22 protein-coding genes and 2 tRNA genes are annotated in these 23,569 nt (G+C 62.6%); 10 read left to right on the top strand and 14 right to left on the bottom strand.

Going from position 1 to position 23,569, the window contains the following annotated elements; genetic code table 11:
- Positions 1-247: 247 nt before the first annotated feature.
- Genes I6F24_RS18310 through I6F24_RS18295 form a run of 4 tightly spaced genes read right to left on the bottom strand, consistent with a single transcriptional unit; the run spans position 248 to position 3,715 of the window.
- Entirely contained in the window at positions 248-829 is a 582-nt protein-coding gene (locus tag I6F24_RS18310; protein ID WP_036028286.1) for an NUDIX domain-containing protein, read from the bottom strand.
- Between the two features lie 9 nt (positions 830-838).
- Positions 839-1,285: a GNAT family acetyltransferase gene (locus tag I6F24_RS18305; RefSeq protein ID WP_036028283.1), complete on the bottom strand. Its 447-nt coding sequence runs from the start codon at positions 1,283-1,285 to the stop codon at positions 839-841.
- Positions 1,282-2,709: an FAD-binding oxidoreductase gene (locus tag I6F24_RS18300; RefSeq protein ID WP_225149072.1), complete on the bottom strand. Its 1,428-nt coding sequence runs from the start codon at positions 2,707-2,709 to the stop codon at positions 1,282-1,284. The genes I6F24_RS18305 and I6F24_RS18300 overlap by 4 nt, the downstream gene beginning before the upstream one ends.
- 16 nt (positions 2,710-2,725) lie before the next feature.
- The gene (locus tag I6F24_RS18295) at positions 2,726-3,715 is read right to left on the bottom strand and encodes an L-threonylcarbamoyladenylate synthase (RefSeq protein ID WP_225149071.1); all 990 of its coding nucleotides are present in this window, start codon (positions 3,713-3,715) and stop codon (positions 2,726-2,728) included.
- Positions 3,716-3,783: 68 nt separating this feature from the next.
- On the opposite strand from I6F24_RS18295, the gene I6F24_RS18290 reads away from it, so the two are divergent.
- The 4 genes from I6F24_RS18290 (at position 3,784) to I6F24_RS18275 (ending at position 5,660) form a co-directional block, all read left to right on the top strand.
- Positions 3,784-3,860 (top strand) — tRNA-Pro (locus I6F24_RS18290).
- 143 nt (positions 3,861-4,003) lie between these two features.
- Positions 4,004-4,495 carry a hypothetical protein gene (locus tag I6F24_RS18285; RefSeq protein ID WP_225128279.1) on the top strand — a complete coding sequence of 164 codons (492 nt, stop codon included), beginning with the start codon at positions 4,004-4,006 and terminating at the stop codon, positions 4,493-4,495.
- Complete coding sequence (locus I6F24_RS18280; protein WP_225128277.1) at positions 4,492-5,076, top strand: hypothetical protein; 585 nt, start codon at positions 4,492-4,494, stop codon at positions 5,074-5,076. Before I6F24_RS18285 ends, I6F24_RS18280 begins: the two co-directional genes overlap by 4 nt.
- 11 nt (positions 5,077-5,087) lie before the next feature.
- The gene (locus I6F24_RS18275; RefSeq protein ID WP_225128276.1) at positions 5,088-5,660 is read left to right on the top strand and encodes a hypothetical protein; all 573 of its coding nucleotides are present in this window, start codon (positions 5,088-5,090) and stop codon (positions 5,658-5,660) included.
- Here the strand turns inward: I6F24_RS18275 and I6F24_RS18270 are convergent.
- The 4 genes from I6F24_RS18270 to I6F24_RS18255 form a co-directional block, all read right to left on the bottom strand.
- A complete protein-coding gene (locus I6F24_RS18270; RefSeq protein ID WP_225128275.1) occupies positions 5,657-6,913 on the bottom strand; it encodes a tyrosine-type recombinase/integrase in 1,257 nt (418 codons plus the stop codon). The genes I6F24_RS18275 and I6F24_RS18270 overlap by 4 nt on opposite strands.
- Before the next feature lie 624 nt (positions 6,914-7,537).
- The gene (locus I6F24_RS18265; protein WP_225128274.1) at positions 7,538-8,275 is read right to left on the bottom strand and encodes a tyrosine-type recombinase/integrase; all 738 of its coding nucleotides are present in this window, start codon (positions 8,273-8,275) and stop codon (positions 7,538-7,540) included.
- Entirely contained in the window at positions 8,238-8,435 is a 198-nt protein-coding gene (locus tag I6F24_RS18260; protein ID WP_225128273.1) for a hypothetical protein, read from the bottom strand. Before I6F24_RS18260 ends, I6F24_RS18265 begins: the two co-directional genes overlap by 38 nt.
- 599 nt (positions 8,436-9,034) lie before the next feature.
- On the bottom strand, positions 9,035-10,678 hold the full coding sequence (locus tag I6F24_RS18255) for a recombinase family protein (RefSeq protein WP_225128272.1): 1,644 nt from the start codon (positions 10,676-10,678) through the stop codon (positions 9,035-9,037).
- A 1,203-nt stretch (positions 10,679-11,881) separates the two neighbouring features.
- Between I6F24_RS18255 and I6F24_RS18250 the strand changes: the two genes are divergently transcribed.
- Complete coding sequence (locus I6F24_RS18250) at positions 11,882-13,132, top strand: site-specific integrase (RefSeq protein ID WP_225128271.1); 1,251 nt, start codon at positions 11,882-11,884, stop codon at positions 13,130-13,132.
- A gap of 17 nt (positions 13,133-13,149) precedes the next feature.
- Here I6F24_RS18250 and I6F24_RS18245 read toward each other — a convergent pair.
- Together I6F24_RS18245 and I6F24_RS18240 are read right to left on the bottom strand one after the other, a co-directional pair.
- Positions 13,150-13,225: transfer RNA gene (locus I6F24_RS18245), tRNA-Ile, on the bottom strand.
- Positions 13,226-13,563: 338 nt separating this feature from the next.
- Complete coding sequence (locus I6F24_RS18240) at positions 13,564-14,538, bottom strand: tripartite tricarboxylate transporter substrate binding protein (RefSeq protein ID WP_225124547.1); 975 nt, start codon at positions 14,536-14,538, stop codon at positions 13,564-13,566.
- A 107-nt stretch (positions 14,539-14,645) separates the two neighbouring features.
- Between I6F24_RS18240 and I6F24_RS18235 the strand changes: the two genes are divergently transcribed.
- On the top strand, positions 14,646-15,608 hold the full coding sequence (locus I6F24_RS18235) for a TAXI family TRAP transporter solute-binding subunit (RefSeq protein ID WP_036026623.1): 963 nt from the start codon (positions 14,646-14,648) through the stop codon (positions 15,606-15,608).
- A gap of 188 nt (positions 15,609-15,796) precedes the next feature.
- On the opposite strand, the gene I6F24_RS18230 is transcribed toward I6F24_RS18235, so the two are convergent.
- Both I6F24_RS18230 and I6F24_RS18225 read right to left on the bottom strand, forming a co-directional pair.
- Positions 15,797-17,011 (bottom strand): ABC transporter substrate-binding protein, encoded by a 1,215-nt coding sequence (locus tag I6F24_RS18230; RefSeq protein WP_036026621.1) that lies wholly within the window; start codon positions 17,009-17,011, stop codon positions 15,797-15,799.
- Between the two features lie 101 nt (positions 17,012-17,112).
- Positions 17,113-18,006 carry a helix-turn-helix transcriptional regulator gene (locus tag I6F24_RS18225; RefSeq protein WP_036011436.1) on the bottom strand — a complete coding sequence of 298 codons (894 nt, stop codon included), beginning with the start codon at positions 18,004-18,006 and terminating at the stop codon, positions 17,113-17,115.
- 281 nt (positions 18,007-18,287) lie between these two features.
- On the opposite strand from I6F24_RS18225, the gene I6F24_RS18220 reads away from it, so the two are divergent.
- From I6F24_RS18220 to I6F24_RS18210, 3 genes are read left to right on the top strand one after another with little or no spacing between them, the layout of a single operon-like run.
- A complete protein-coding gene (locus tag I6F24_RS18220; protein ID WP_036026620.1) occupies positions 18,288-19,115 on the top strand; it encodes a substrate-binding domain-containing protein in 828 nt (275 codons plus the stop codon).
- 60 nt (positions 19,116-19,175) lie between these two features.
- Positions 19,176-20,282: a molybdopterin-binding protein gene (locus tag I6F24_RS18215; RefSeq protein ID WP_036026618.1), complete on the top strand. Its 1,107-nt coding sequence runs from the start codon at positions 19,176-19,178 to the stop codon at positions 20,280-20,282.
- 13 nt (positions 20,283-20,295) lie between these two features.
- Positions 20,296-22,245 (top strand): molybdopterin biosynthesis protein, encoded by a 1,950-nt coding sequence (locus tag I6F24_RS18210; protein ID WP_036026617.1) that lies wholly within the window; start codon positions 20,296-20,298, stop codon positions 22,243-22,245.
- Between the two features lie 41 nt (positions 22,246-22,286).
- Here the strand turns inward: I6F24_RS18210 and I6F24_RS18205 are convergent, their stop codons facing one another.
- On the bottom strand, positions 22,287-22,517 hold the full coding sequence (locus tag I6F24_RS18205; RefSeq protein ID WP_036011421.1) for a hypothetical protein: 231 nt from the start codon (positions 22,515-22,517) through the stop codon (positions 22,287-22,289).
- Positions 22,518-22,627: 110 nt separating this feature from the next.
- On the opposite strand from I6F24_RS18205, the gene I6F24_RS18200 reads away from it, so the two are divergent.
- The gene (locus I6F24_RS18200; RefSeq protein WP_036011456.1) at positions 22,628-22,927 is read left to right on the top strand and encodes a hypothetical protein; all 300 of its coding nucleotides are present in this window, start codon (positions 22,628-22,630) and stop codon (positions 22,925-22,927) included.
- A 5-nt stretch (positions 22,928-22,932) separates the two neighbouring features.
- On the opposite strand, the gene mobA is transcribed toward I6F24_RS18200, so the two are convergent.
- Positions 22,933-23,568: a molybdenum cofactor guanylyltransferase MobA gene (gene mobA / locus I6F24_RS18195; protein ID WP_036026651.1), complete on the bottom strand. Its 636-nt coding sequence runs from the start codon at positions 23,566-23,568 to the stop codon at positions 22,933-22,935.
- Position 23,569: the final 1 nt, after the last annotated feature.

Here is a 23,569-nt window from a genome sequence, read left to right as displayed (position 1 = left end):
AGACTAGAGATAGTTTTGCGGTTGCTCAACCGGGGGGGAGCGGCGGCGCAGGTCTGAATTGCAGGCTTGATAGAGCGAGCTGCGCTCCTCCCCTCTCCCCTTGTGGGAGAGGGTGGATCGCCGCATAGCGGCGAGACGGGTGAGGGGTATCCATCCTCACGAACGATCTCACAAGTGGAGAGAACCCCTCATCCGGCGCTTCGCGCCACCTTCTCCCACAAGGGGAGAAGGAAGGACAGCCGCAAGGTCACCTGAACACATGCAGCGCCACATACTGCAGCAGCATGATCGCCTTGGCGTCGATGATGCGGCCGTCGGCGATCATCGCCAGCGCCTCGTCGATGGACAGCTCCAGCACCTCGATGTCCTCGCCCTCGTGCTCCAGGCCGCCGCCGTCGCTCACCCGCATCTCGGGCTCGTATTCGGCGACGAAGAAATGCAGCTTCTCGGTGATGGCGCCGGGGCTCATGAAGGCCTCGAACACCTTGTGGACATGGTGCAGGCGATAGCCGGTCTCTTCCTCCGCCTCGGCGCGGATGCGCTCCTCGGGCTCGGCGTTGTCGAGCACGCCGGCGGCGGCCTCGATCAAGAGGTCGTCGTAACCGCGGATGAAGGCCGGAAGGCGGAACTGGCGCACCAGGATCACGGTCCGTCGCGCGAGATTATATGGCAGCACGGCGGCAGCGTTGTCGCGCTCATAGGTCTCGCGATGCTGGGTCTGCCACTCGCCACTTGCGCGCCGGTATTCGAAGGTCGTGGTCTTCAGCGTGGTCCAACCGTCCGAGAGCACGCGGACGTCCTTGATGCGGACGCGGTCGGAAAGGGTCATGCCTCGATCTCAATTGCTTGGCGTGGTCGCACGGCCGTCGAGCCACTTCTGGAACATCAGGGATGTCGACAGCTCGAAGCCGAGCGAGCCATAGAACGCGTTGGCCTGCGCGTTCTCGCGACGGACCAGGAGCTGCAGCTTCAAAATCCCGGCGCTTCGCAGCCAGTCCTCGGCCGCCGCCATGATGATGCGGCCGAAGCCGTGCTTCTGACAGCTGGGATCGACGGCGACGTAATAGACCCAGCCGCGATGGCCGTCATGGCCGACCATCACGGTGGCGACGATCGCGCCATTGTCGCGGCCGACCAGCACGGTGGAATTGTCGCGCCGCCGCGCTAGTGCGATGTCGGCATGCGGGTCGTTCCAGGGGCGCGTCAGGCCGCAGCGCTGCCACAGCGCGACCACGCCCTCGACGTCGGCATCGGTGATCGCATCGATCGCAAGGGAAGCGCTCACAGCACCTTCCCCGGATTCATGATGCCGAGCGGATCGAGCATCGTCTTGATGGAGCGCATCAGCTCGATCGCGGTTTTGTCCTTCACCTCGGGGAGCTCGTCGCGCTTGAGCACGCCGATGCCGTGCTCGGCCGAGATCGAGCCGCCCATGCGCAGCACGATCTCGAACACCACCGCGTTCACATCATGCCAGCGCGCGAGGAAATCGGCGGTGTCGGCGCCGATCGGCTGGCTGACGTTGTAATGCAGATTGCCGTCGCCGAGATGGCCGAACGGCACCGGCCGGGCGCCTGGGATCAGCTTCACCACGGCCGCATCGGCTTCCGCGATGAATTCGGGCACGGCCGCAACCGGGACGGAGATGTCGTGCTTGATCGAGCCGCCTTCCGGCTTCTGCGCCGCCGACATCTCGTCGCGCAGCTTCCAGAACGCGCCGCGCTGGGCGAGGCTCGCCGCGATCACGGCGTCGTCGACGATCTCCTCCTCCATGGCACGGCCCAGGATCGTCTCCAGCGGCGTGCGGGCATCCTCGCTCGGCGATGACAATTCCATCAGCACGTACCAGGGATGCTTCTCTGCGAGCGGATCGCGCACGTCGATGCCGTGGCGGACCGAGAAATCCACCGCCAGCTCCGACAGCAGCTCGAAGCTCGTCAGCGCATTGGCGGCTTCGCCTTGCGCGATGGTGAGCAGCCTCAGCGCCGCCGCCGGCGATTTCAGCCCGACGAAGGCGGTCTCGATCGCCCGCGGCTTCGGAAACAGTTTCAGCGTCGCCGCGGTGATGATGCCGAGCGTGCCTTCGGCGCCGATGAAGAGGTTGTGTAGATTGTAGCCGGTGTTGTCCTTCTTCAGCTTTGACAGCGAATTGAGCACGCGCCCATCGGCGAGCACCACTTCGAGGCCCAGCGCCATCTCGCGCGCGACGCCATAGGCGAGCGCCGCGGTGCCGCCGGCATTGGTCGAGAGGTTGCCGCCGATGGTGCAGCTGCCTTCCGCGCCGAGCGACAGCGGAAACAGCCGGTCGACCTCGGAGGCCTTGGCTTGCGCGATCTGCAGCACCACGCCGGCTTCCACTGTCATGGTGTTGGAGGCGGTGTCGACCTCGCGGATCTTATCGAGCCGGCGCAGCGACACTACCACCTCGCCATTGTGCGGCGTCTGGCCGCCGACGAGCCCGGTGTTGCCGCCCTGCGGCACCAGCGCGATGTTGTGCGCGGAGGCGAGCTTGCAGATCGCGGAAACCTCCGCCGTCGAGCCCGGGCGCAGCACCAGCGGCGAGCGGCCGTGGAACAGATTGCGCTCCTCGGTGACGTAAGGCTCGATGTCAGTCGGGTCGGTGATGGCATGGCGGTCGCCGACGATCTTGCGGAATTGCTCGATCAATTCGGGCGCAAGCGGCGGGGTGGCAGGCTTGTTGATGTTCATGTCCTCGTCTCTTGCTTCAACGCGCCACCGCGGCGCGGCGCAGCCGGTCGTTGATCGCCTCGCCCAGACCATCTTCGGGAATCGGCATCACCGCAATCGCCCGCGGCGCTTTCGCATCGAGGCTGCGAAGATAGCCGAACAGATTGGCCGCGGCTTCATCGAGATCGGCGGTGGGCGACAAATTCATGACGGCCGAGGCGGCGTCAAGGCCGGGCAGGCGCTCCGGGCCGAACGCCAGCAGCGCGTCGCCCGGCGCGACCTCACGTGCATTGAGCCGCACATGGGCGCGCGGTGCGTAGTGCGAGGCCAGCATGCCCGGGGCCAGCGGCTGGCTGTCGTCGCTGCCAGCCTCCGCCGGCGGCCGCGCCAGCTTCGCGCCCAGCACCGCCTCGATCCGCTCGCGCGACAGCCCGCCGGGACGAAGCAGCATCGGCGCGTCGAAGCAGCCGATAATCGTGGATTCCACGCCGACCGTCACAGGCCCGCCGTCAATGATCAGGTCGATCCGCCCGGCAAGGTCGCTCTCGACATGGGCGGCCAGCGTCGGCGAGACGTGGCCGGAGATATTGGCGGACGGCGCGACCACGGCGCCGCCGAAGGCGCGCAGGATCGCCTGTGCGACGGGGTGGGCGGGAATGCGGATTGCCACTGTGTCGAGGCCGGCGGTGGCGAGATCCGCCACCGTGCAGTCCTCGGCCTTCGGCACCACGAGCGTCAGCGGCCCCGGCCAGAACGCCTCCGCAAGCGCCAGCGCCCGCGCATCGAACCGCCCGATCCGCCTCGCGGCCTTGAGGTCCGCGACATGCGCGATCAGCGGATTGAACGCCGGCCGGCCCTTGGCGGCGTAGAGATGGGCGATCGCGGCGGCATTGGCGGCATCCGCCCCGAGCCCGTAGACCGTCTCGGTCGGAAACGCGACCAGCCCGCCGGCCGCAAGTCGCCGGGCGGCGGCTTCCGCGCCGGCCGCGCCGGCCGGCAAAATCAGCGTCTCGACACCCGTTTTCACAGGGATAAAATTCCTCACCTCGGCCGCTTGCAGTGCGTCAAGCCCGACGCTATAAGCCGCCTTCTTGTCGGAGTGTGGCTCAGCCCGGTAGAGCACTGCGTTCGGGACGCAGGGGTCGCAGGTTCGAATCCTGCCACTCCGACCAAGATTTCAACTACTTATAGTTTCCGGGGCGTCGTTCCGCAATGAAATGCGCAATGAAAAGCCTCTTGCCTCCGGGGATAACGCGCTCACGACCTCTTCCTCAAGCGTGGGTTGTGACATATCAGCTTCCGCAGGGAGGGCTGAGTGTCGAGTCCATTTCAGAGGATTGTTCTTTTAAATCGATTGGTTGCTCGGTCGATTTCAAAGGCTCCGAGCCACGCCAAAGTTCCGATCGTCTCCGGCAAGAGCATGTTCGACGCTCTCGAGGAGCGACGAAAAGCAGCGTGGGCTATTGAGTTTTTCGGAAAGTCAGAGACCGAGAGAGAGTCCGAAGAGACGGACGATGAGCGGAAAATCCGGTGCGCCGGATTGAACTTCATCTGGCTCCGAGATCTCAAGTCTCATACACGCGACGGTTTTCGATACTATCAGCTTCTGCTGGAATACGTTGATCAGCAAAAGACAACATTCTCCGTCGTCGACACGGCAAACTTGAACGGACGGGATATCTCCGGCCACGAAAATGAACGCGGGTGCGTGTCAGCCCATGTGGTCGTTCGCACCCCGGTCGTGGCCGTTGATAGCGGCGACTACCGATGTGTGATCGAAGTTGCACACTCAATAAACCGAAAATGATTGAGGATTTCCTGTGTCGGCAGCTTCGCCGATGGGCAACGCAGGACGAACTCTCATTTGACGTACCGGTGCCAGATCCGAAACGAGGAAATGTGCTCAAGCCCTACCGATTCAATCCCCGCCTGGAACTCCACGCCGATGTTGGACGGAACGTCGGGTTTGCCACTGGTCCAGGTGCTGAAATTTCCTATCTAATCTTTACCAAGAGCAAAGAAAAACAATCGATTGCCGGTAAAACCCATGTGATCAATGAGGAATTTGACGCCCAAGTTCAATTGAAGGTGTCCGCCAAGCAGGGACCAAACGACCCTAAAGCACGTTTCGAATGGATGAACGCCCTGCGAACCTACTACACACAGCGCGGGTACAAGATTAAGGTGTCATTCCGGCACGTAAACGGTGCGATGATCACCGGGTCGTTGCCGGATGCACTTGCCGGCGCTTCGGATCTGATGATCTGCACAAAAGATGTAATATCTCTCCAGGCAGCCAGAGAGTGGTACACGACAGTCAACCGCGATGTCGTGAAGCAGATGGAAGCCTTGCTGGACAAAGACTCGCTATGGAAAGGTCACGGATAGAGTATCTGGACGTGGAACAGGGCGGGACGCATTCGCGACTGCGCCTGCTTGCTCCTATCCGCTACCTTTCTATCCGTCATCCAGAGAAGCGCCGGTATGACGTGATCGTTCCATTATCCGTCGCACTGGTGGCATGGATCGTTTACGTAGGCGTCCAACCACGCGCCCCACTGTTCGGCGATGCTGGGTTATTGCGGTTTGCCAGAGACCTATTGATCATGGCTGTACCGTTTATGGTGGGGGCGCTGGCGGCAGTATCGATGGGCGCGCCAGGTAACAACATTGATCGAAGGCCAATGGGAGCTGAGCTTTGGCTGGACAATGACGCCCTGACTATGCGCCAATTCCTTTGCTTTCTGCTAGGTTATCTGAGCTTCTTGGGCCTTGTGACGCTATTCGCTGTCGTGGGCGCTGGCTTGATGAGGGACGCGGTTATCAGCTGGACAGCAAGTGCTCCGTTGGCTCGAACAGCGGTCTGGGCAATCGGTAGCTTGATCCTGTCTATGCTTTTATCGTTCTTGTCGGTGACTGTATTTTGGTCGCTCTATTTTCTGACAGACGTTGCTAACCGCAAGGGGAATTAGCGTCGTCCCCCAAACGCTTCGGCCGCCTCTTCCTGGAAATCTGGATGGTGATGGCCATAGTTGGCTTCCAGCTGCTCCACGGTCATCCCAAGCCAGCCAGCGGCTTCCCACATATCGACGCCAGCTTGCATGAGCCAAGTCGCGGCGGTGTGGCGCAAGGAGTGGCGAACCACATCATCGCCCAGTCCCGCATCCTCCAGAATTGCTTCCCAAGCCGACCTGATCTTGCCGGCAAGCGGCTGGCCATCGTGGATGCGGTTGACGATGAATCGTATCTGCTCGCCGTTCCTCATGACGCCCGCTGCTCTGAGTTCGGAGGAACGCTTCTCGTCGATCTTACGCCAGCGGACTAGGTGAGGGCGCAGCCGGCTGGCGATCTTCGCGGGCGGGCGTCGCTTCTTGGTCGACCGCTCCAAGGCTCCCTTGCCTTGGTACACCATCGCGTCCAGATTCATCCAAGGATGAGTCGTTGTCGATAGCCACTGTGTGCGGCGGATCGTCTCTTCGCGGCGCGCGCTGTAAATGCCGACCAACATGAAACGCGCCGCCGGATAGCGACGGCGGATGATCCACCGCTCACGTCTCAAAAGCTTGCCATCTTCACCACGCTTCCAGGTCTCTCGCTCATTGTCCCACACGTAACCAATCGCTGCTGCGAGTAAGCGAGCGGCTTCATTGCGTGTTAGCCACCGGTGACGCCCCTCCGCCTTTGGAGGCAGGGTGATCTTTGGGACCACGCTAAGTGTGTGTTCTGCGTGATAGACGTTGACCGCAGCCCGCAAATCCTCAAGTCGGCGTCGCGCGGTCTGATCTGAGACCGAGCTGTTGCGGGGCTTGATGCCTGCCTTTCTGTTGTTCTCGTTCGGCGTGCCAGTAGACCAGTCTACGAAATCACGACAGAGTTGGGCTTTGAGCTCGCTGACCGTCTTGTCGCCAAAGAAGGTGTTGAGGTCGAGCAAGCGAATGAGCAGCAGATCGTGTTGTGCCCACGCGCGTTGGTCGCTCTTATCCTTGGGGCGCTTTGCAATCTCGTAAGCAGTGAGAACATCAGCTATGGCGAGGGCGCCCGGGTCAGTGGCGCCGATTGTACTTGTATGTCGCCCGCCGATGTAGGTTTCGAGTGCCTTCGCAGCGCCATCAATGTCGTCGCGGCCGAAGCCTGTGCGGATCTGCCGGCCGCGGTCGAGGATGATCCAGGTCTCATCGTCGTCTCGGAACCAGAGTCGTGGTGGCTTGGCTTTGCGGCCCGGCATGACGGCTTGACCAGTTTGCGGATGGCGCGAGGTGTGGTCAAATCTTTGCCTGCCACTTTGGCAATTTCAAGAGTCCCAGTCGCTGCGGCCCTGCGCAACGATGATAAGGTCAATGGACCGTGCGGAAAAAATACGGTAACGGCCTCGATCAGCGTCATCACTTCGTCCTCCCCCCACTGTGCAGGATCGGGCCGGGCTTTGGCGCGAGCGAGTCTATCGATCTTACGCTTCGGCATATCTTGAACGCGGTACTTGTGAGTGCGCGAGGCCCTTCGGATCGGCCACCCGTCCAAGGTGTATGCGAAATCTGCTCTTCGAGAAGCGCGCCTCTCATTACATGCGGCAATTGGCGGTTCCCGAGTGCAAAACGGACAATTCGAGACTCTTAATCAGCGGGTCCCAGGTTCGAGCCCTGGTGCGCCCACCAAGCAAATCAAGCACTTACAGCAGTGCACGTCAGAACGGACCATTCGGTTTGACGTCCGGTTTGAGAAATCTGTTCATTGTCCGTACGCCGATGGCGGGATGGCTGCGCGTTACCGCAGCGGCTAGCTCGTTTCCGCGGCGGCGTGGAGCACTCTCTCACGCAGAAGCCTTGGCGACCGAGATCCCAATCCGTGGTTCCTACCCGTACACTTCGCTCAGCTTTTTGATCGCTGACTCCGCGAGTTCGAGCCGGCCACCCAGGTAGTGCGCGTCCAGAATCTCCTGCACGGTCTTCATCGAGTGGCCGGTGATCGAGGCGATCTCCGGCACCGAGCAGTTGGATAGCGCGAGGCGCGTAACAGCAGTGCCGCGCAAATCATGAAAGTGCAGGTCCTTCAAGGACGTTTTCTTAAAGGTCTTGTCCCAGCTCGTCCTGAAGCCGTCCTCCGTCCACGGCCGTCCGAACGAATTGACCAAAATGGTCACTGCAGAGCGCTTTTCCTTGAGCGCAGCATCAAGCGCCGCCTTTAGCGTCGGCCCCACCGGTATGGTTACACGGCGCCTGCCCTTGCTGCCGCGTCCCTTAGACTGACGCATCCGGATGTACGTGCCATCGTAGTCCTTCCAAGTTAGGCGCAGCAGGTCCCCTTGGCGCTGGCCCGTCCACAGTGCAAGCAGTAGAGCCGCCTGCAGCTCAACGGACGCAACGCTGCAGAAGGCCCGGATGTCCTCGGCGCTCCACACGATCTCCGATCGATCAGAGTCGTAAAGCCGCGCGCAAACGTTCACTGCGATCTTGCCGCGATCCTTCGCAACCGACAGAACACGCGCGATCGTTGTCCAAACGTAGTCCGCCTTGCGCGGCGTATCGGAGAATGAATCACGAAACTCTTTGAAGTCACCCCTCTTCGAGAGCGCCGATTGGCATCGATCCAAACTTGGCCTCGATGAGCTTGAGATATCCGTCGTAAGCGCGCTTACTCTTGTCGCCGAGATCTTTGTACTCGCTACAGTCCTTGAAGTAGTCGATGAGCGAGCTGAACGTCTCGGCAGTCTTCGTTGTGTACGACGACACTGCTTCGTTGTAGAGCCGCATAAACTCCGGTGTGCCGGGTTCCGCGTCAATGCGCGGGCCTCCTTTCCAAGCGTACCAGTAGGTCTTCGATGTACCGTCAGCGAGCTTTTTATGGACCAGTTGATCCCTTTCAGCCGCACTCGCATTCTGGGAAGCCTTCCATGCGTCGTATGGTGTTAGTTGAGCTTCAATCTTAGGCTGTAAACCAGATAGCCGGTCAAGGGCCGCGTCAATAGCTTTTCTATCCCATTTGCGTGGTTCCGGGAATCGGTCTAGGCATGATTCCGCGTCGAACCCATTCGGTGAACGCCGAAAGCGACTCGCAGCCAGCGTAAGCCGCAGCTTGTTTTTTTAGAGATGCCACGCGGCTCGGTCACCCTGTGCTCCACTGCTGTGAATGGCGCCGGATTGCGAGCAAACCCGAAAATGCGGCTGAACAAAGAGCGTCGGATCGGCTGTCGTATGTTCAGCCAGCCTGGCGTGGAAATCGGTCAGGGCATGATCACGGACTTGGAGTGGAACATGATGCGGCACGCGGCAAGAGCGAAGGCGCTCGAAATCTGGACAAGCTTCTAAATATTAAGAAGCACTGCTTTGCGGAGTTTTGTGCCTGCGTCTGATCAGCGCCGCGTGCGGGCGTTCTTGGTGTTGAGCTGCTTTGGTCTCGATCGCTTGTCCTGTGGTGCTGGCGCACAACGGTCTTTAAGTGTTACTAGCTTGGCGATCGCTCGAGCCAAAGCGTCAGGGGTATCGAAGCGAGCGATTCCACGGCGAACGCGAGCCCTCTCAGAAAAGTTTATGGTTCGTTTCGCTTTCCCGTCGGCCGACAGCAGCACGTAATCGAGCACTGACTCGTTATGCTCAGACAGCCTGATGGCGGCGATCCAGCCCTGAGGCAGGCGTGCCCTGCGCTTGATCGACCAATACGGCGCTCGATTTTGCCTTCCGCAGCAGAGGGCTGATCGAATTGAGATGTTGACCGATCCACGCACGCGCAAGTAATCGGTCCGGTTGCTAGAGATGATGCGACCACCAGCTTTCCTGATGGCCATGGCGATGTGAGAGCCGAGCTTGGCCTCTTGCTCTGCCCAGCGCGGGCGCGACTCGAGAAATGCATAGTTTCGCTTGGGAGTGTAGCCGATTAAGCGATACACGTTCATCATGCTGCCGAAGTGAGTTTGATAGGTGGAAGCGCAGGGAAGGCCGACCGTGCTGGCTATGATAGCAGAGCTCAGGCGCCCTTCCTTGAGCAGCGTTTTGCGTAGACGGGCAAGCATCTCCTCTTCAGTGATATCGACACGCCGTTCCTCAATGATCTTGTTTACTTTCAGGAAGACTTCGCGTTCGATGATCGGCTCGATACATCTCTCGCTGGTGATCCAAAGCTCGGGAGGATTGCAGGTGCAGGTCCGCCGCAGCTTGCGTGATCGGCGGTTGAAGGTCAGGTTTCCAATGTAGTTCTCGTTTCTAAGCACCATGTTAACCGCTGCGCGCGTCCACCGAACTCCCGTGCTCGTGAGTATGGCCCTCCGGTTTAGCTCCCGGGCGATAATCGCTTCCGACTTTATCTGCAGAAAGCGCTCGAAGATCCACTTGACCACGGCTACTTCCTCGGGAATGCCGGGGCGCACTCGGACGTGATCAGTCATGAGGTATTTTTGGTCACCGTTCTTCAGCACGCCTCGCGACCGCTGACTCTGATCGACAAGTTCTCGCAAGAGAGCATAACCAGGGCGACCTCCAAGCTTGAAGCCAAGTCGGGCGAACCGGCACTGCGCAGCGTGAACCTTCGCCGAAAGCTCACGACTGTACTCGGCCGCCATTACGCGCTTGATGTTTTTGATGATGCTGGAGAGCACGCTGCCGTCATTATCAAACTGCTCAGCACAATACACGATGTTGATGCCTGCCTGTTTGCACACGAATTCGTAATACGCGCTCTCATCGACGTCCTGAAAGCGGCCCCACCGGCTTACGTCATAGACCAGAATATGACCGAAATCGGCTGCTCCTGTTTGGACATCCTTGATGAGCTGTATAAGACCGGCCCTGTTCTTGATGAGCAGGCCGCTCTCTCCCTCATCGCGATAGGTTCGTACAATGGTCAGGCTATGGGCGTGCGCGTATGCTGCAATCACAGCAGCCTGATTCTGAATCGAGTATTGCTGCCGTTGTGTCGACATGCGGACATATTGTGCCGCTCTCATGCCGAGCTGCGATCGTACCGGATGAGCCTTATAGATCTCGAGCGCGTTGGCCATCATTCTCGCTCCCGAAAGTTACACCGGAGCAAATCAAACATCTATGCGACGCTTGCAGCAATAATTACATCAATTGAAGAAAATAGTCCCGCATCGCCGCCGGTATCGACGCAGTTGGGCGACCACCTCTCTTCGCAGCTCGCGTGCTAAGGAGCTCGTTCAAGGAGCATCTACAACGCCCAGCGGCGGAGGGCGCGATCCGGGAAAAGTATGTCTTCGGTGCGCCGTATAGTTAGCGCATTGGCGGTCTTATACTATGGCTGTATCAATCCTTCTCTGTAATCCGCAATAGATGGGAAGTGCATGTCTCGATCACTGCTCGGATAGGGTTTGAAAAAGCTGGTGCCAATGCCTGCTTTCTTCCAGCTCTGCTAGCAGATCACCGGCGGCTCCTCTGATCAGCCTCGTCTATTCTGGATGGCGCTTACGAGATAGACGCCTCACACCGCGCGTTGCAGGTGCGAGTGTTGGTATTATTCGGTCGCGCCAGCTCGGGTCCAAGCGTGGATCATCGAGGGCGCGACCAAGTAAGGCAACCATTTCGACTCACGCCTCACTACATTGAGACTGAGATTGAGGGCGCGCCTGGACGACAAACCATGGCATTGGTTTCTTAGCGGTGAGAAGCCCGAAACCAGACATTCCGTCGCGTCATCGCGATAGAGGCGGGCCGTCTGCTCAACCAAATGCCGATGATGTCGTCAGGCAAACGACTCTTCTTTTCGGCAGAGCCTCCCATGTTTTAACGCGCTGAATTCGAGTGCAGGAACCTGGCCTTTCGAGCAGCCTGCAGCCTCCTACCATGAGTGGCCGAATGGGAAAGACCCATTCCCACCGGAGCAGGTAATCGATGCTTGGAGCGCTTACCATCCAACGCGACTCTCGCTGATCCCGTCCAGGTACTTGCGCGATTGCACGATTAGCATGCCCGATCGTTCGATGAGCGAAGTGATGGCTTCATTTCGAGGCAGTCGTTTGCAAGGCTCGCCACACCGCACACGGTTACAGGTCCGAAAGGATCGAGCGCAACCTGAAATTACACCTGGTACTTCTGTTCGCCTTGCTGATGCCGTGAAGATCGCATTTCCTTTAGGGGAATGACGGTCGCGGGTTTGCGTCGCGAGCGCGATCGGAGTCAATTGATTATTCAGAAGATTGCCGGCAAAGATTTACAACGCTGGCTCATATAGAACGGATGAGAGAGCTATGCCGCGAAGAAGCAAGGGCGCCCGACTTCAGCTCAAGGCTGCCCGCCGAAACAAGAGCGGAAAGATCACTCACCAGCCAACCTGGATCATCAGAGACAACGGCCGGGATGTCAGCACAGGCTGCGCTGCAGATGAGATTGCGGCCGCGGAGGAAAAGCTAAGAGACTACATAAGCTCTAAACACACCCCGAAGCGACGAATTCGCCACATAGACGATATCGCTATTGCGGATGTCCTCTCGATTTATTTGGACGCGCAGCTGGACAAGCTTCGCGGTCGTTTCAAGGTCGATAGCGAGAGCGAAGATACGATTCCCGATATCCGCAAGTTCAAGAAGCGGATCGAACGGTTGAACGAGTGGTGGGGAGCAAAAATGCTGGGCGAGGTAAATGGGGAGGCATGTCGCTCGTACGCCAAGAAGCGCGGCAAAAGGGGAGGCGCGCGCAGAGACCTTGAAGACCTCCGCGCTGCCATTGGTCACCATGCAGGTGAAGGATATCATCGGGAAATCGTGAAGGTGTCGCTGCCTGAGAAGGGGCAACCCCGAGACAAGTGGCTGACGCGCAGCGATGCGGCCAAATTGGTTTGGACCTGCTGGCGCTATCGCGAAATGCAAAAAGGCTCTCGCCGACCGATGGAGGACGTGAAGGTCCCCACAAGCAAGCGTCCCCTTCGCCATCTTGCGCGGTTCATTTTGCTGGGCATCTACAGCGGAACCCGTGCGGGAGCTATCGCAGCCTCGTCTCCAATTCCGGCGATCGGTCGCTCCTATGTAGACCTGGAGCGCGGTCGCTACTACCGTCTGAAACAGGGCAGCGCCAAAACCAACAAGCGGCAACCGACGGTGCCCATCCCCTTTCGCTTGCTAGCTCATCTGCGGCGCTGGCATCGGATTAATCCAGAGGCGAAGCATTTCGTCGAGTACAACGGAAGGCCGATTACCTCGGTCAAAACGGCGTTCAAGAGTGCTGTGAGGCTTGCAGGGCTTGGTCCGGGCATCTCGCCTCACACTCTGCGACACACCGCGGCTACTTGGCTGATGCAGAGAGGGGCAGATCCTTGGCAGGCGGCAGGCTATCTCGGAATGTCGCTTGAGGTTCTGCTCAACACGTATGGCCATCACCATCCCGACTATTTGTCCGACGCCGTCGAGAAAATCGCCAAGCGCGAGCCCGCGGGCGAACGAAAAGCGGTCGTATCTGGTGCGGTTTCTGGTGCGGTGATTCCGATCAGACGAAACGGGGCCTGATAAGTTGCTGATTTTATTGGTGGGCCCGGCAGGACTCGAACCTGCAACCAGACCGTTATGAGCGGCCGGCTCTAACCATTGAGCTACAGGCCCCGCCGCAAGGCGGCCGCAGGTAGCGCGGCCGGCAACGGTGCGCGGTTCGTTTACAGGGCCTGAGGCGGGGGTGCAATGCTGGCGCTGGTGGATGGGAACGCCGGCACGGCATCATTGAAAAATTTCGAATAACCGAAATTGGCGATGATGCCTGTATAACCCTGTTTTGCCCGACGAAGCAAACCGCGTTTTCGCAGGTTTTTTCGACGTGGGTGGTAACCCATTGAAAACACTGGTCTCGTCTACTGTGCATGGGGTTGTTTTCGCAAACTTTGTCTGAGAGGGCCTTTTGGCCCCCTCAGATGCGGTGCGGGCGAGCTCGGCGGCACGGCCGCTGCCTAGTCCACCGAGACCCCGGCGAACTCGACCACCTTGCGCCACTTCGCGGTCTCGTCCGCGACCAGCTTGCCGAACTCGGCCGGCGTCATCGGCTTGGGGATGCCGCCAGTCTCGGCGAGCTTTGCCACCAGCTTCGGGTCCTTCAGCGCTTCGCCGACGGCTTTGTTGAGGATCTCGATCACCTCAGGCGGAGTGCCCTTCGGCGCGGAGATGCCGTAGAAGCCGACCGATTCGAAGCCTGGCACGGTCTCGGCGATCGCGGGCACGTCGGGCACGCTCGGCCAGCGCTGCGGCGAGGTCACGCCCAGCGCGCGGACGTTGCCGCCCTTCACCTGCTCCATCGCCGAGGGCAGATTGTCGAAGATCAGCTGCACCTTGTTGGAGATGATGTCGGGGAAGGCGATGGCCGAGCCGCGATAGGGCACGTGCACCATGTCGCACTTGGTCATGACCTTGAACAGCTCGGCCGACATGTGCACCGAGGTGCCGTTGCCGGAGGAGGCATAGGAGATCTTGCCGGGATTGGCCTTGCAATAATCGATGAACTCCTGAACCGATTTCGGCGGAAACGCGTTGGAGACGACCAGCATGTTGGTGAGCTGCATGATGCTCGCAACCGGGGTGGTGTCGCGCAAAAAGTCGAACGGCAGCTTCTTGTAGAGCGAGGTCGAGATCGCGTTGTTGGGCGCGACGAACAGCAGCGTGTAGCCGTCCGGCGGGGCGTTGATCGCAGCGGCAGCTGCGATGTTGCCGCCGGAGCCGGTGCGGTTCTCGACGATGAATTGCTGGCCGAGCCGCTCCGACAGCCACTGCGCCATGATCCGCGCCACGATGTCGACCGGGCCGCCGGGGGAAAAGCCGATCAGCCAGTGTACGGGACGATCGGGATAGGCTGCGGCGGCGGGAGGGGTGGCGCTGAAAAGACCCAACAGGACTGCGAGCCCGAAAACACCGTGACGCAAAATTCGCAACATGACACCTCCCATTGTTCTATTGTCGTTGCGCGGCATGCTTTCATAAAAACCGGCGGCTGCCTACATCCCCGCAAGTCGGTGTTGACGCAGGCCCGTCAGGGACGACCATGAGATTCGCGATGATCCTTCTCGGTGCGGCGCTGCTCGCCAGCCCCGCCGCCGCCCAGACCGGAGGCACGGTCATTCCGACCACGACGATCAGCTTGGGAACAGCGACGCCCGGCGGCGGCTTCCCGCTCTATGGCAACGCCTTCGCGGAGGTAATGAACGCGGCCGATCCGCAAATCATCATCGCCCCGCGCAACACCAAGGGCAGCAACGAGAACATTCCGCTTCTAGAGAAGGGTGAGCTCGATCTCGCACTGGTTGCGGGCGAGCCGGCCTACGAGGCTTTCGCCGGCATCGGCCGTGCGAAGGTAGCGCTGAAGATCCTCACCGCGATCTATTCCAACCCCGGCATGTTCGTGGTGCGCGCCGACAGCCCCTACACGACCATCCGCGATCTCGTCGGTCAGCCCGTCGCATTCGGTGCCAGGGGCTCCGGCCTGCCGATCCTGGCGCGCTATGTGCTCGATGGTCTCGGCCTCAAGCAGGACGAGGACTTCAAGGCTGTCTATCTCGACCGCGCCGGCGACGGCCCCGCGATGGTCGAGGACGGCCGCGTCGCTGCGCTCTGGGGCGCCGGCATCGGCTGGCCCGGCTTTGCCGCGGTCGCCGCGAGCGCATCAGGCGCGCGCTTCATCGCGCCGAGTGCGGACGAGATCGCCCGCATCCGCGCCAAACATGCGTTCCTCAAGCCGCTGACCGTGCCGGCCGGCTCCTACCCGAAGCAGACCGAGCCGATCGCCTCGCTCGGTTCCTGGAGCTTCATCCTCACGCGCGAGGATCTGCCCGACGACGTCGCCTACCGCCTCGCCAAGACGCTGCACGGCAATGAGGCGACGTTCTGCAAGAAGCTCGCCCAGGCCTGCGAGACCACCGCCGCGAACACGGTCGCGGCCGCGCCGAGGCCGGAGCTGATCCATCCGGGCGTGATGAAGTATTTTCGCGAGATAGGGGTGGTGAAGTAGCTCTCTTACTTCCCTTCTCCGCTTGTGGGAGAAGGTGGCGCGAAGCGCCGGATGAGGGGTTGTCTCCGCGCATTCAAATGAGACTTGGGCTCGCGGTGAGAACCCCTCACCCGGCTTCGCTTCGCGAATCCACCCTCTCCCACAAGGGGAGAGGGTACACCGTCATCGCGGCCTCATATTCGCCAATCTCACTTCTTCACCAGCGGGCAGGCCGGGTCCGGCGGGCCGAACGCCTTGTCGCCGGAAATAGTCGTGAGGATCTTGTAATAGTCCCACGGATATTTGCTCTCCTCCGGCGTCTTCACCTGCACCAGCCAGAGATCGTGCACCATCAGATTGTCTTCGCGCAGCTTGCCGTTGCGGGCGAAGAAATCCTCGATCGGCTTCTCGCGCATCTTGGCCGCCACTTTCAGCGGATCGTCGCTGCCGGTCTCCTGGATGGCGTTGAGATAGTGCATCACGCTGGAATAGACGCCGGCCTGCCACATCGACGGCATCCGGTTCATCTTGGCGAAATAGCGCTTCGACCATTCGCGCGTCTTGTCGTCCATGTCCCAGTAGAACGAGGTGGTCAGCAGCAGGCCTTGCGCCGCCTGTAGGCCGATGCCGTGGATGTCGGTGATCAGCGCGAGCAGCGCCGCCATCTGCTGGCCGCCCTTGAACACGCCGAACTCGGCGCCGGTCTTGATCTCGTTCATGTTGTTGGGGGGACCGGCGGCAATGCCGATGATCTTGGCCTTGGAGGCCTGCGCCTGCAACACGAAGGAGGAGAGATCGGGTGTTGCCAGCGGCGGCCGCACCGAGCCCAGCACCTTGCCGCCATTGGCGGTGACGACGGCGGAAGCGTCGCGCTCCAGCGAATGGCCGAAGGCGTAATCGTCGGTGATGAAGAACCAGCTGTCGCCGCCGCGCTTGACCACGGCGTCCGCGGTGCCGACCGCGAGCGCGCGGGTGTCGAACACCCATTGGATGGCGTAAGGCGAGCAGAACTTGCCGTGGAAATCGGCGGTGCCGGTGGAGTGGGTGATGAACAGCCGCTTCTTCTCGTTGGCGATGGTCTGCACCGCGAGCCCGACCGCCGAGACGGGCACGTCCACGATCAGATCGACCTGCTCGACGTCGAACCAGCGCCGCGCCAGCGAAGCGCCGATGTCGGCCTTGAGTTGGTGGTCGCCGATCACGACGCTGATCGGCTTGCCGAGCACCTTGCCGCCGAAATCGTCGATTGCCATTTGCGCCGCGGTCACCGAGCCCTGGCCGGTCGGCGCCGAGGCCGGGCCGTTCATGTCGGTGAGCACGCCGATCTTGACGACGTCGTCGGAAACCTGCGCCGACGCCGCGCCGGACAGCAGGGTCGCCAGCAAGGCGGCCGCGACGGGCACTCCAAATCTGATTGGGTTCACGCTTGTCCTCCCTGATCCGGCTCATTGGCCGGTGTTACTTGTCCGGGTATGGCCCGGTCGAATTGGTTTCTTTTGCAACTATTAGGGGGCTGGCGTCAATGTCAGGCTGCGAAGCGGATCTGTCCTGCGGGGGAGGGATCGTAGCCGGTCAGCTCCTCCGCGCGCTGGCGCAGCCGCCGCTCGTTCAGGAAGCGGAGCAAGGCCTGCATGGCGGGGCGGAAATAGCTGCGCTGCCGCATCGCGAGGTCGAAATTCTCCCAGACCAGCGGCACGAAATCGAGACCGGCCGAGCGCGCCGCGGCGCGCGTCGCGATGCCGCAATCGGCCTGGCCGGCGCGAACCAGCTCGGCCAGATCCGGGCCGGTCAGCGCCGGCGTCTCGATCCGGCGCAAGTCCCGCATCGAGGCGCCGGCGCGCTTGAGCAGCACGTCGAGCAGCATCTGCGCGCCCGTGCCCTGTTGCCGCATCGCCATCCGGGCCCCGGCTGCGAGCACGTCGGTCAGGCTGTGCAGGTGCTTGGGATTGCCGTGCGGCAGCAGGAGACCCTCTTCGCGGCGCACGAACGCGATCAGCACCGCATCATGCAGGTCCGGCGTGGTCCGCAGCGCTTCGATGCTGGCATCGCTAGAGAAATTGTCGCCGGCGTCGAGCGCGTGGAAGTGCACCGCCGCAGCCATCACCTCATTGCGCTGCAAGCGCTCGAGCCCGCGCGCGCTGCCCTCGCTCATCGATCCGAGCCCGGAGCCGGACTCGCGCAGGCTCCAATCGAGCAGTTCGTCGTGGCTGCCGCCCACGACCGGCGGCGGCTCGGCGATCAACATGCCGGCCGGGCGCGCGAGGCCCGACAGGACCCAGAGGTCGAGCTCGTGCCGTGGGAACAGCCATTTCCCCGTCACCTTGCTGCAGGGGATCGCACCGGTGGTGACGAGCTCGTAAAGCTTGCGTTCGCCGAGCCGAAGGTAATCGGCGGCTTCGCTGGTGGTCAGGAATTCCATCCTGCATTCCTATGCAAATTCTTGCTTCTTTTTGACGTCCGACGCAGGTGGAATTCTGCATTTCAGATATTTGTCGCAGGGAACCATGCCCGATCATCTCGCTGCTTTGCAACACATCCGCACGCGCGATCTCTGCTTTGGTGAACGATCCTAAAGAGATCGCGCGCCCGGTGCGCCGCGATGAACTTGCCGAAATTTCCCGGCCGGCAGCGCAAAACGCGTCACGAGTGCGGCGCAATCGATCATCATCATGACGGCGTCAAACCTGAGGGAATCCGATCATGGGCCGCCTGTCCGTTGCACTTGCGCTTCTCTGCGGCCTTGCCGCAGGCGTTGCGGCTTCGGCCGCGGAGGACCGCAGCATTGTCCTCGCTTCGACGACGGCGACGCAGGAATCCGGGCTGCTCGACTATCTGCTGCCGATCTTCCGCGACAAGACCGGCATCGACGTCACCGTGATCGCGCGGCGCGCCGACGAAGTGCTCGATGGGGCGCGGCGGGGTGAGGTCGACGTCGTGCTGATGCACGCGCGGCCTCAGGAGGAGAAGTTCGTCGCCGACGGCTTTGGCGTGAAGCGATACGACGTGATGTACAGCGACTATGTGCTGATCGGGCCGAAGAGCGATCCCGCGGGCGTAAAGGGCAAGGACATCGCGACGGCGCTGAAGGCGATCGAAGCCAAAGGCGCGCCGTTCGTGACGCGTGGCGATCGGTCGGGCACTCATGCCGCGGAGCTCGCGCTTTGGATCGTTGCCGGCATCGACATCGCGAGCGCCAAGGGCGCCTGGTATCGCGAGGCCGGGCCCGGCATGGCCGCATCGCTCGGGGCCGCGCGCGCGGCCAATGCCTATGTGCTTGCGGATCGCGGCAGCTGGATCGCGTTCAGCGATCGCGGCGATCTCGACATCGTCGTCGAAGGCGACCGGCGGCTGCTCAACCAATATGGTGTGATGCTGGTGAACCCTGCGAAGTTCCCGAACGTGAAGAAGGACCTCGCGCAGACCTTCGTCGATTGGCTGACATCGCCGGAGGGGCAGACGGCGATTGCCGGCTACAAGGTGGACGGGCAGCAATTGTTCTTCCCCAATTCGGACAGGTCGGGCGGCTGAGGGTTGAGGCCGGGACCGCCGGCGGTTGCCAAACCGGACGATGCATGGTCCTCATGGCGCATGACCCAGCGCCTGCCGCCTTCGCTCACGCCGCTCGACACCGCGCTCGCCGCGCTGCTACGGGGCGTTGATCCCGTCGCGCCGATGGAGGTGCCGCTGGCGGACGCAATCGGCTGCATCGCGGCGGGTGCGCCGCTGCTTGCCGCCTATCCTTCCCGGGATGTTGCGGCCGTAGATGGTTGGGCGCTATCTGCCAACGATCTCGTCGGGGCGTCCGCTTACTCGCCCGTGCCGCTGGCAATGGCTCCTGCATGGGTCGAGGCGGGCGAGGCGATGCCGGCGGGATGCGACTGCGTGCTCGATGCCGACGCCGTGGAGACGTCGGGGCCGCTTGCCCAGGTGCTCGCAGAGGGCGCGCCGGGGCAGGGTGTCAGGCGCGCAGGCAGCGACATCACCGCGCGTAGGGCCGTGGGGGACGCCGGCCATCCCATCCGTGCGGCGGACCTGTTGCTGGCGCGTGCGGCGGGCGGGGACAAACTCGCCGTGAGGCGGCCGCGGCTGCGCATAGTCAATGTGCCGGGTGGGACGGTCGCGGCGCAGACGATTGCCGGGATCGCGCACACAGCGGGACTGGATGTGGAAACGCGTCCAGCGCGTGCGCGCGATGCAGCGTCGATTGCCGATGCGCTCGATGCGTCCTCCTGCGATGTCCTGCTGACCATCGGCGGCAGCGGCGTCGGCCGCCAGGACGCCGCCATCGCCGCCCTCGCCCGGCGCGGCGAGGTGATGGCGCACGGCCTTGCGCTGCAGCCGGGACGCACCGCTGCGGTCGGACGGCTGGGACGGGTTCCCGTCGTCGCCTTGCCCGGCTCGCCCGATTCCGCGCTTGCAGCTTGGCTTGCACTCGCGCTGCCGCTCGCGGACCGTTTGTCGGCGCGTCGGCCGCGTCGAAAAGTGTCGCTGCCGCTTGCGCGAAAGATCGCCTCCAGCGTCGGCATCACGGAGATCGCTTTGCTGGCTGAGGAACATCGTGCCTGGATGCCGCTTGCCGTGGGCGAATGGCCGCTTCAGGCCATCGCCCGTGCGGACGCATGGCTGCTCATTTCCGCCAGCGACGAGGGATTTGCGGCAGGTACGCCGATCGATGCGTATCTGATGCGGGCGTGATAAGGGTTCTGGCATGACGATGATCCCGAAATCACCGGACCGCAGCGCGCTCGAGCAGGAGCAGTTCCTCAAGATCCTGTCGCGCGAAGAGGCCTTGGCGCGCTTCGAGGCGGCCTTGTTCCCGCGCGCGCTTCGAACTGAAACGCGCAAGCTCGCAGCCGCGCTGGGCGCTGCCCTCGCCGAAGATATCACGGCAACGATCGACGTGCCGCCGTTCGACCGCTCCAATGTCGACGGCTTTGCCGTGCGCTCCGCCGACCTTGCGGCGGCCGGCGAGGGCGCGCCCGTGCGCCTCGCGCTGAATGGCGAGACCGTTCATTGCGGGACCGCGCCGACGCTGCAGGTGGCGGCCGGAACCGCAACGGCGATCGCCACCGGCGGTCCGTTGCCGCGCGGCGCCGATGCCGTGGTGATGGTCGAGCACACCCAGCCGGCCGGCCAGGATGCGATCGATGTCCGTCGCGCCGTCTCGCCGGGGCAATTCGTCTCGTATGCCGGCTCCGACATCGCGCGGGGCGAGGCGCTGCTGCGCGCCGGCACCATCATCGGCTCGCGCGAGATCGGCATGCTGGCGGCTTGCGGCATCGCCGAGGTGGGTGTCGCGCGCAGGCCGCGGGTTGCCGTGATCTCCACCGGCGATGAGCTGGTTCAGCCCGGCGAGGTGCTCGGGCCCGCCGAGATCTACGATACCAATGGCGCCATCGTCGCGGCCGCGGTCGACGAAAACGGTGGCGAGGCCGTCTTCCTCGGCGCTGTTCCGGACGACGAAGCCAGGCTCGAAGCCGCCATGCGCAACGCGCTTGCGGAAGCCGACATGCTGGTGCTCTCGGGCGGCACGTCGAAAGGCGCGGGCGACCTCTCTCATCGCATCATCAGCCGGCTCGGCGCACCCGGCATCATCGCCCATGGCGTCGCGCTCAAGCCCGGCAAGCCGTTGTGTCTTGCGGTGTGCGACGGCAAGCCTGTCGTGATCCTGCCGGGTTTTCCGACTTCGGCGATGTTCACCTTCCACGACATGATCGTGCCGGTGCTGCGCAGGATGGCCGGACTGCCGCGGCGCTCCGATGCCAAGGTGAACGCGACCGTGCCGGTACGCATCGCTTCCGAGCTCGGCCGCACCGAATTCGTCATGGTCTCGCTGGTTGAGGGCAGGGAGGGCCTCATCGCCTATCCCTCCGGCAAGGGGTCTGGTGCGATCACGTCCTTTGCTCAGGCGGACGGCTTTCTGCGCATCGACGCACTTGCCGACCAGATGCCGGCCGGCACCGAGACCGAGGTGACGCTGTTCACGCCGCATGTGCGCGTGCCGGATCTCGTCATCGTCGGCAGCCATTGCACCGGCCTCGATCTCGTCACCGCACAGCTCGCGCATGCTGGTCTCACCGTGCGCTCGATCGCGGTCGGCAGCCTCGGCGGGCTTGCAGCAGCCAAACGTGGCGAATGCGATCTCGCGCCGATCCACCTGTTCGACGATAGAAGCGAGACCTACAACACGCCCTATCTCGTCGAAGGTCTCGAGCTCGTGCCAGGCTGGCGGCGGATGCAGGGCATCGTCTTCCGCAAGGACGACAAACGTTTCGAAGGTCTTGGTGGAAAGGACGCCGTTGCGGCGGCGCTCGCTGATCCCGCCTGCATCATGGTCAACCGCAACCAGGGCGCCGGCACGCGCATCCTGATCGACCGGCTGCTCGGCGGCGCGCGGCCGGAAGGCTACTGGAACCAGCCGCGTTCGCACAACGCGGTGGCGGCGGCCGTCGCGCAGCACCGGGCCGATTGGGGCATGACCATTGCGCCGGTCGCCCACGCCGTCGGCCTCGGTTTCATTCCGCTCGCGGAAGAGCATTATGACTTCGCGGTGGTGAGTGCGCGAAAGCAACGGCCGGCAGTGCAGGCGTTTCTCGACGCACTCGGCTCGAACGAGGTACGCGCGTCGCTCGCGCGAGCGGGCTTCCGGCCCGCATAGACGAGGGACCACGACGCGTTCGAGCCATGAGAGGTCTACGGCTACGATGCCTGGTCGGTACGGCTGGCGGCCTGAGCGGCCTGCTCTCGCTTGCGCTCACGATCCTCGGCCTCGGCAAGCGCGCGCCGCGCGGCGGGTGGCAGCGGCTTTGGATCCGGCGGCACCTCGACGATGTCAGGCTTGCTCAGCTGCCTCGTGCGATCGATCGTCTCGGAGAGATCGAAGACGAAGTCGACGAATTCGAAGATAGTATTCAAGAGAGGGGCGGCCATGGCTTCGTCCGGGGAATGTCCAGACCTGTGGTCGCTCCCGTTCCAGGTCCGGTTCAAGACGTCATGAACTTGGCGGGGCGCCGCAGCGACCAAGGAACATGAGCCAGGTCATGACTGCATCGACGCCCCTCAACTTCCGCAAGATCGCTGCTCTCGTCGCGGCGGCCGGCACGCTGTTCTGGCTCTACACCTTCCATTACATCGCGAATGTTCCGCCCGGGGACGGCAGCGGCTTTCAATGGCTCGCGGTGTTTCCGCTGGGCATGGTTTTCGGGGCGTTCTTCCTGCCGGCTTGGCTGCTGGTTGCGATCGGCCGTTTGCCGCGCTTCACCACTGCCGTCGGCATTTGCGGCCTGATCGCCTTCGCGATCATCTGGGCGCAGCTCCTCAACGAGTTTCCGAAATCATAGAGTCGCTAAGACGCGTCATCCAGCGCCGCCAGCCGCTCGGCCTCGGCGATGTCCGCGACCGTGTTGGCATTGAAGAACGGATCGAGCGGCTCGTTCGGCCAGGTCACCGTTGCGAGCGGATAGCGCGCGGTCCAGCGGTCGATCTTGCGGAGGTCTTCGTCCACGAGCGCGTGGCGCAGCTCCTCGTGCAAGGCGACGCGCCACAGGCCGATCACCGGATGCGACTGCTCGCCTGATGCGGCGACCGCAAGCTGCGCATTCTCACGCGCGCGCGCCTCATGCAGCTGCGCGACGAGGTCGCGCGGCAGGAACGGGCAATCGCCGGCGGCGCTGAGCACCCATTCGATCTCCGGCCGGTTCGCCGCGGTCCAGTCGAGCGCCGCGAGGATGCCGGCGAGGGGACCCGGGAAGCCGGGCACGTCGTCGGCGACGACCTGCAAGCCGTACGCGGCAAAGCGGGCGGGATCGCCGTTGGCGTTGAGGATCAGTTCGCTGCACTGGGGCGAAAGGCGCGCGATCACGCGTTCCAGAATGGTGCGGCCGCCGATGGTGCGCATCGGCTTGTCGCCGCCGCCCATGCGCCGCGCGAGCCCGCCGGCGAGCAGCACGCCGAGAGTCGGGGGAACGCGCGCCGCGGACATG

The organism is Bradyrhizobium sp. BRP23 (genome assembly GCF_020194135.1).
Taxonomy (GTDB): domain Bacteria; phylum Pseudomonadota; class Alphaproteobacteria; order Rhizobiales; family Xanthobacteraceae; genus Bradyrhizobium; species Bradyrhizobium yuanmingense.
This window is presented reverse-complemented; position numbering and strand designations above follow the sequence as displayed.

Bases quoted from the DNA above. Each gene is read 5' to 3' on its own strand.
- I6F24_RS18310 (WP_036028286.1), bottom strand. From the start codon at position 829: ATGACCCTTTCCGACCGCGTCCGCATCAAGGACGTCCGCGTGCTCTCG.
- I6F24_RS18300 (WP_225149072.1), bottom strand. From the start codon at position 2,709: ATGAACATCAACAAGCCTGCCACCCCGCCGCTTGCGCCCGAATTGATC.
- I6F24_RS18280 (WP_225128277.1), top strand. From the start codon at position 4,492: ATGATTGAGGATTTCCTGTGTCGGCAGCTTCGCCGATGGGCAACGCAG.
- I6F24_RS18270 (WP_225128275.1), bottom strand. From the start codon at position 6,913: ATGCCGGGCCGCAAAGCCAAGCCACCACGACTCTGGTTCCGAGACGAC.
- I6F24_RS18260 (WP_225128273.1), bottom strand. From the start codon at position 8,435: ATGCGGCTCTACAACGAAGCAGTGTCGTCGTACACAACGAAGACTGCC.
- I6F24_RS18255 (WP_225128272.1), bottom strand. From the start codon at position 10,678: ATGATGGCCAACGCGCTCGAGATCTATAAGGCTCATCCGGTACGATCG.
- I6F24_RS18250 (WP_225128271.1), top strand. From the start codon at position 11,882: ATGCCGCGAAGAAGCAAGGGCGCCCGACTTCAGCTCAAGGCTGCCCGC.
- I6F24_RS18240 (WP_225124547.1), bottom strand. From the start codon at position 14,538: ATGTTGCGAATTTTGCGTCACGGTGTTTTCGGGCTCGCAGTCCTGTTG.
- I6F24_RS18235 (WP_036026623.1), top strand. From the start codon at position 14,646: ATGAGATTCGCGATGATCCTTCTCGGTGCGGCGCTGCTCGCCAGCCCC.
- I6F24_RS18225 (WP_036011436.1), bottom strand. From the start codon at position 18,006: ATGGAATTCCTGACCACCAGCGAAGCCGCCGATTACCTTCGGCTCGGC.
- I6F24_RS18220 (WP_036026620.1), top strand. From the start codon at position 18,288: ATGGGCCGCCTGTCCGTTGCACTTGCGCTTCTCTGCGGCCTTGCCGCA.
- I6F24_RS18215 (WP_036026618.1), top strand. From the start codon at position 19,176: ATGACCCAGCGCCTGCCGCCTTCGCTCACGCCGCTCGACACCGCGCTC.
- I6F24_RS18210 (WP_036026617.1), top strand. From the start codon at position 20,296: ATGACGATGATCCCGAAATCACCGGACCGCAGCGCGCTCGAGCAGGAG.
- I6F24_RS18205 (WP_036011421.1), bottom strand. From the start codon at position 22,517: ATGGCCGCCCCTCTCTTGAATACTATCTTCGAATTCGTCGACTTCGTC.
- I6F24_RS18200 (WP_036011456.1), top strand. From the start codon at position 22,628: ATGACTGCATCGACGCCCCTCAACTTCCGCAAGATCGCTGCTCTCGTC.
- mobA (WP_036026651.1), bottom strand. From the start codon at position 23,568: ATGTCCGCGGCGCGCGTTCCCCCGACTCTCGGCGTGCTGCTCGCCGGC.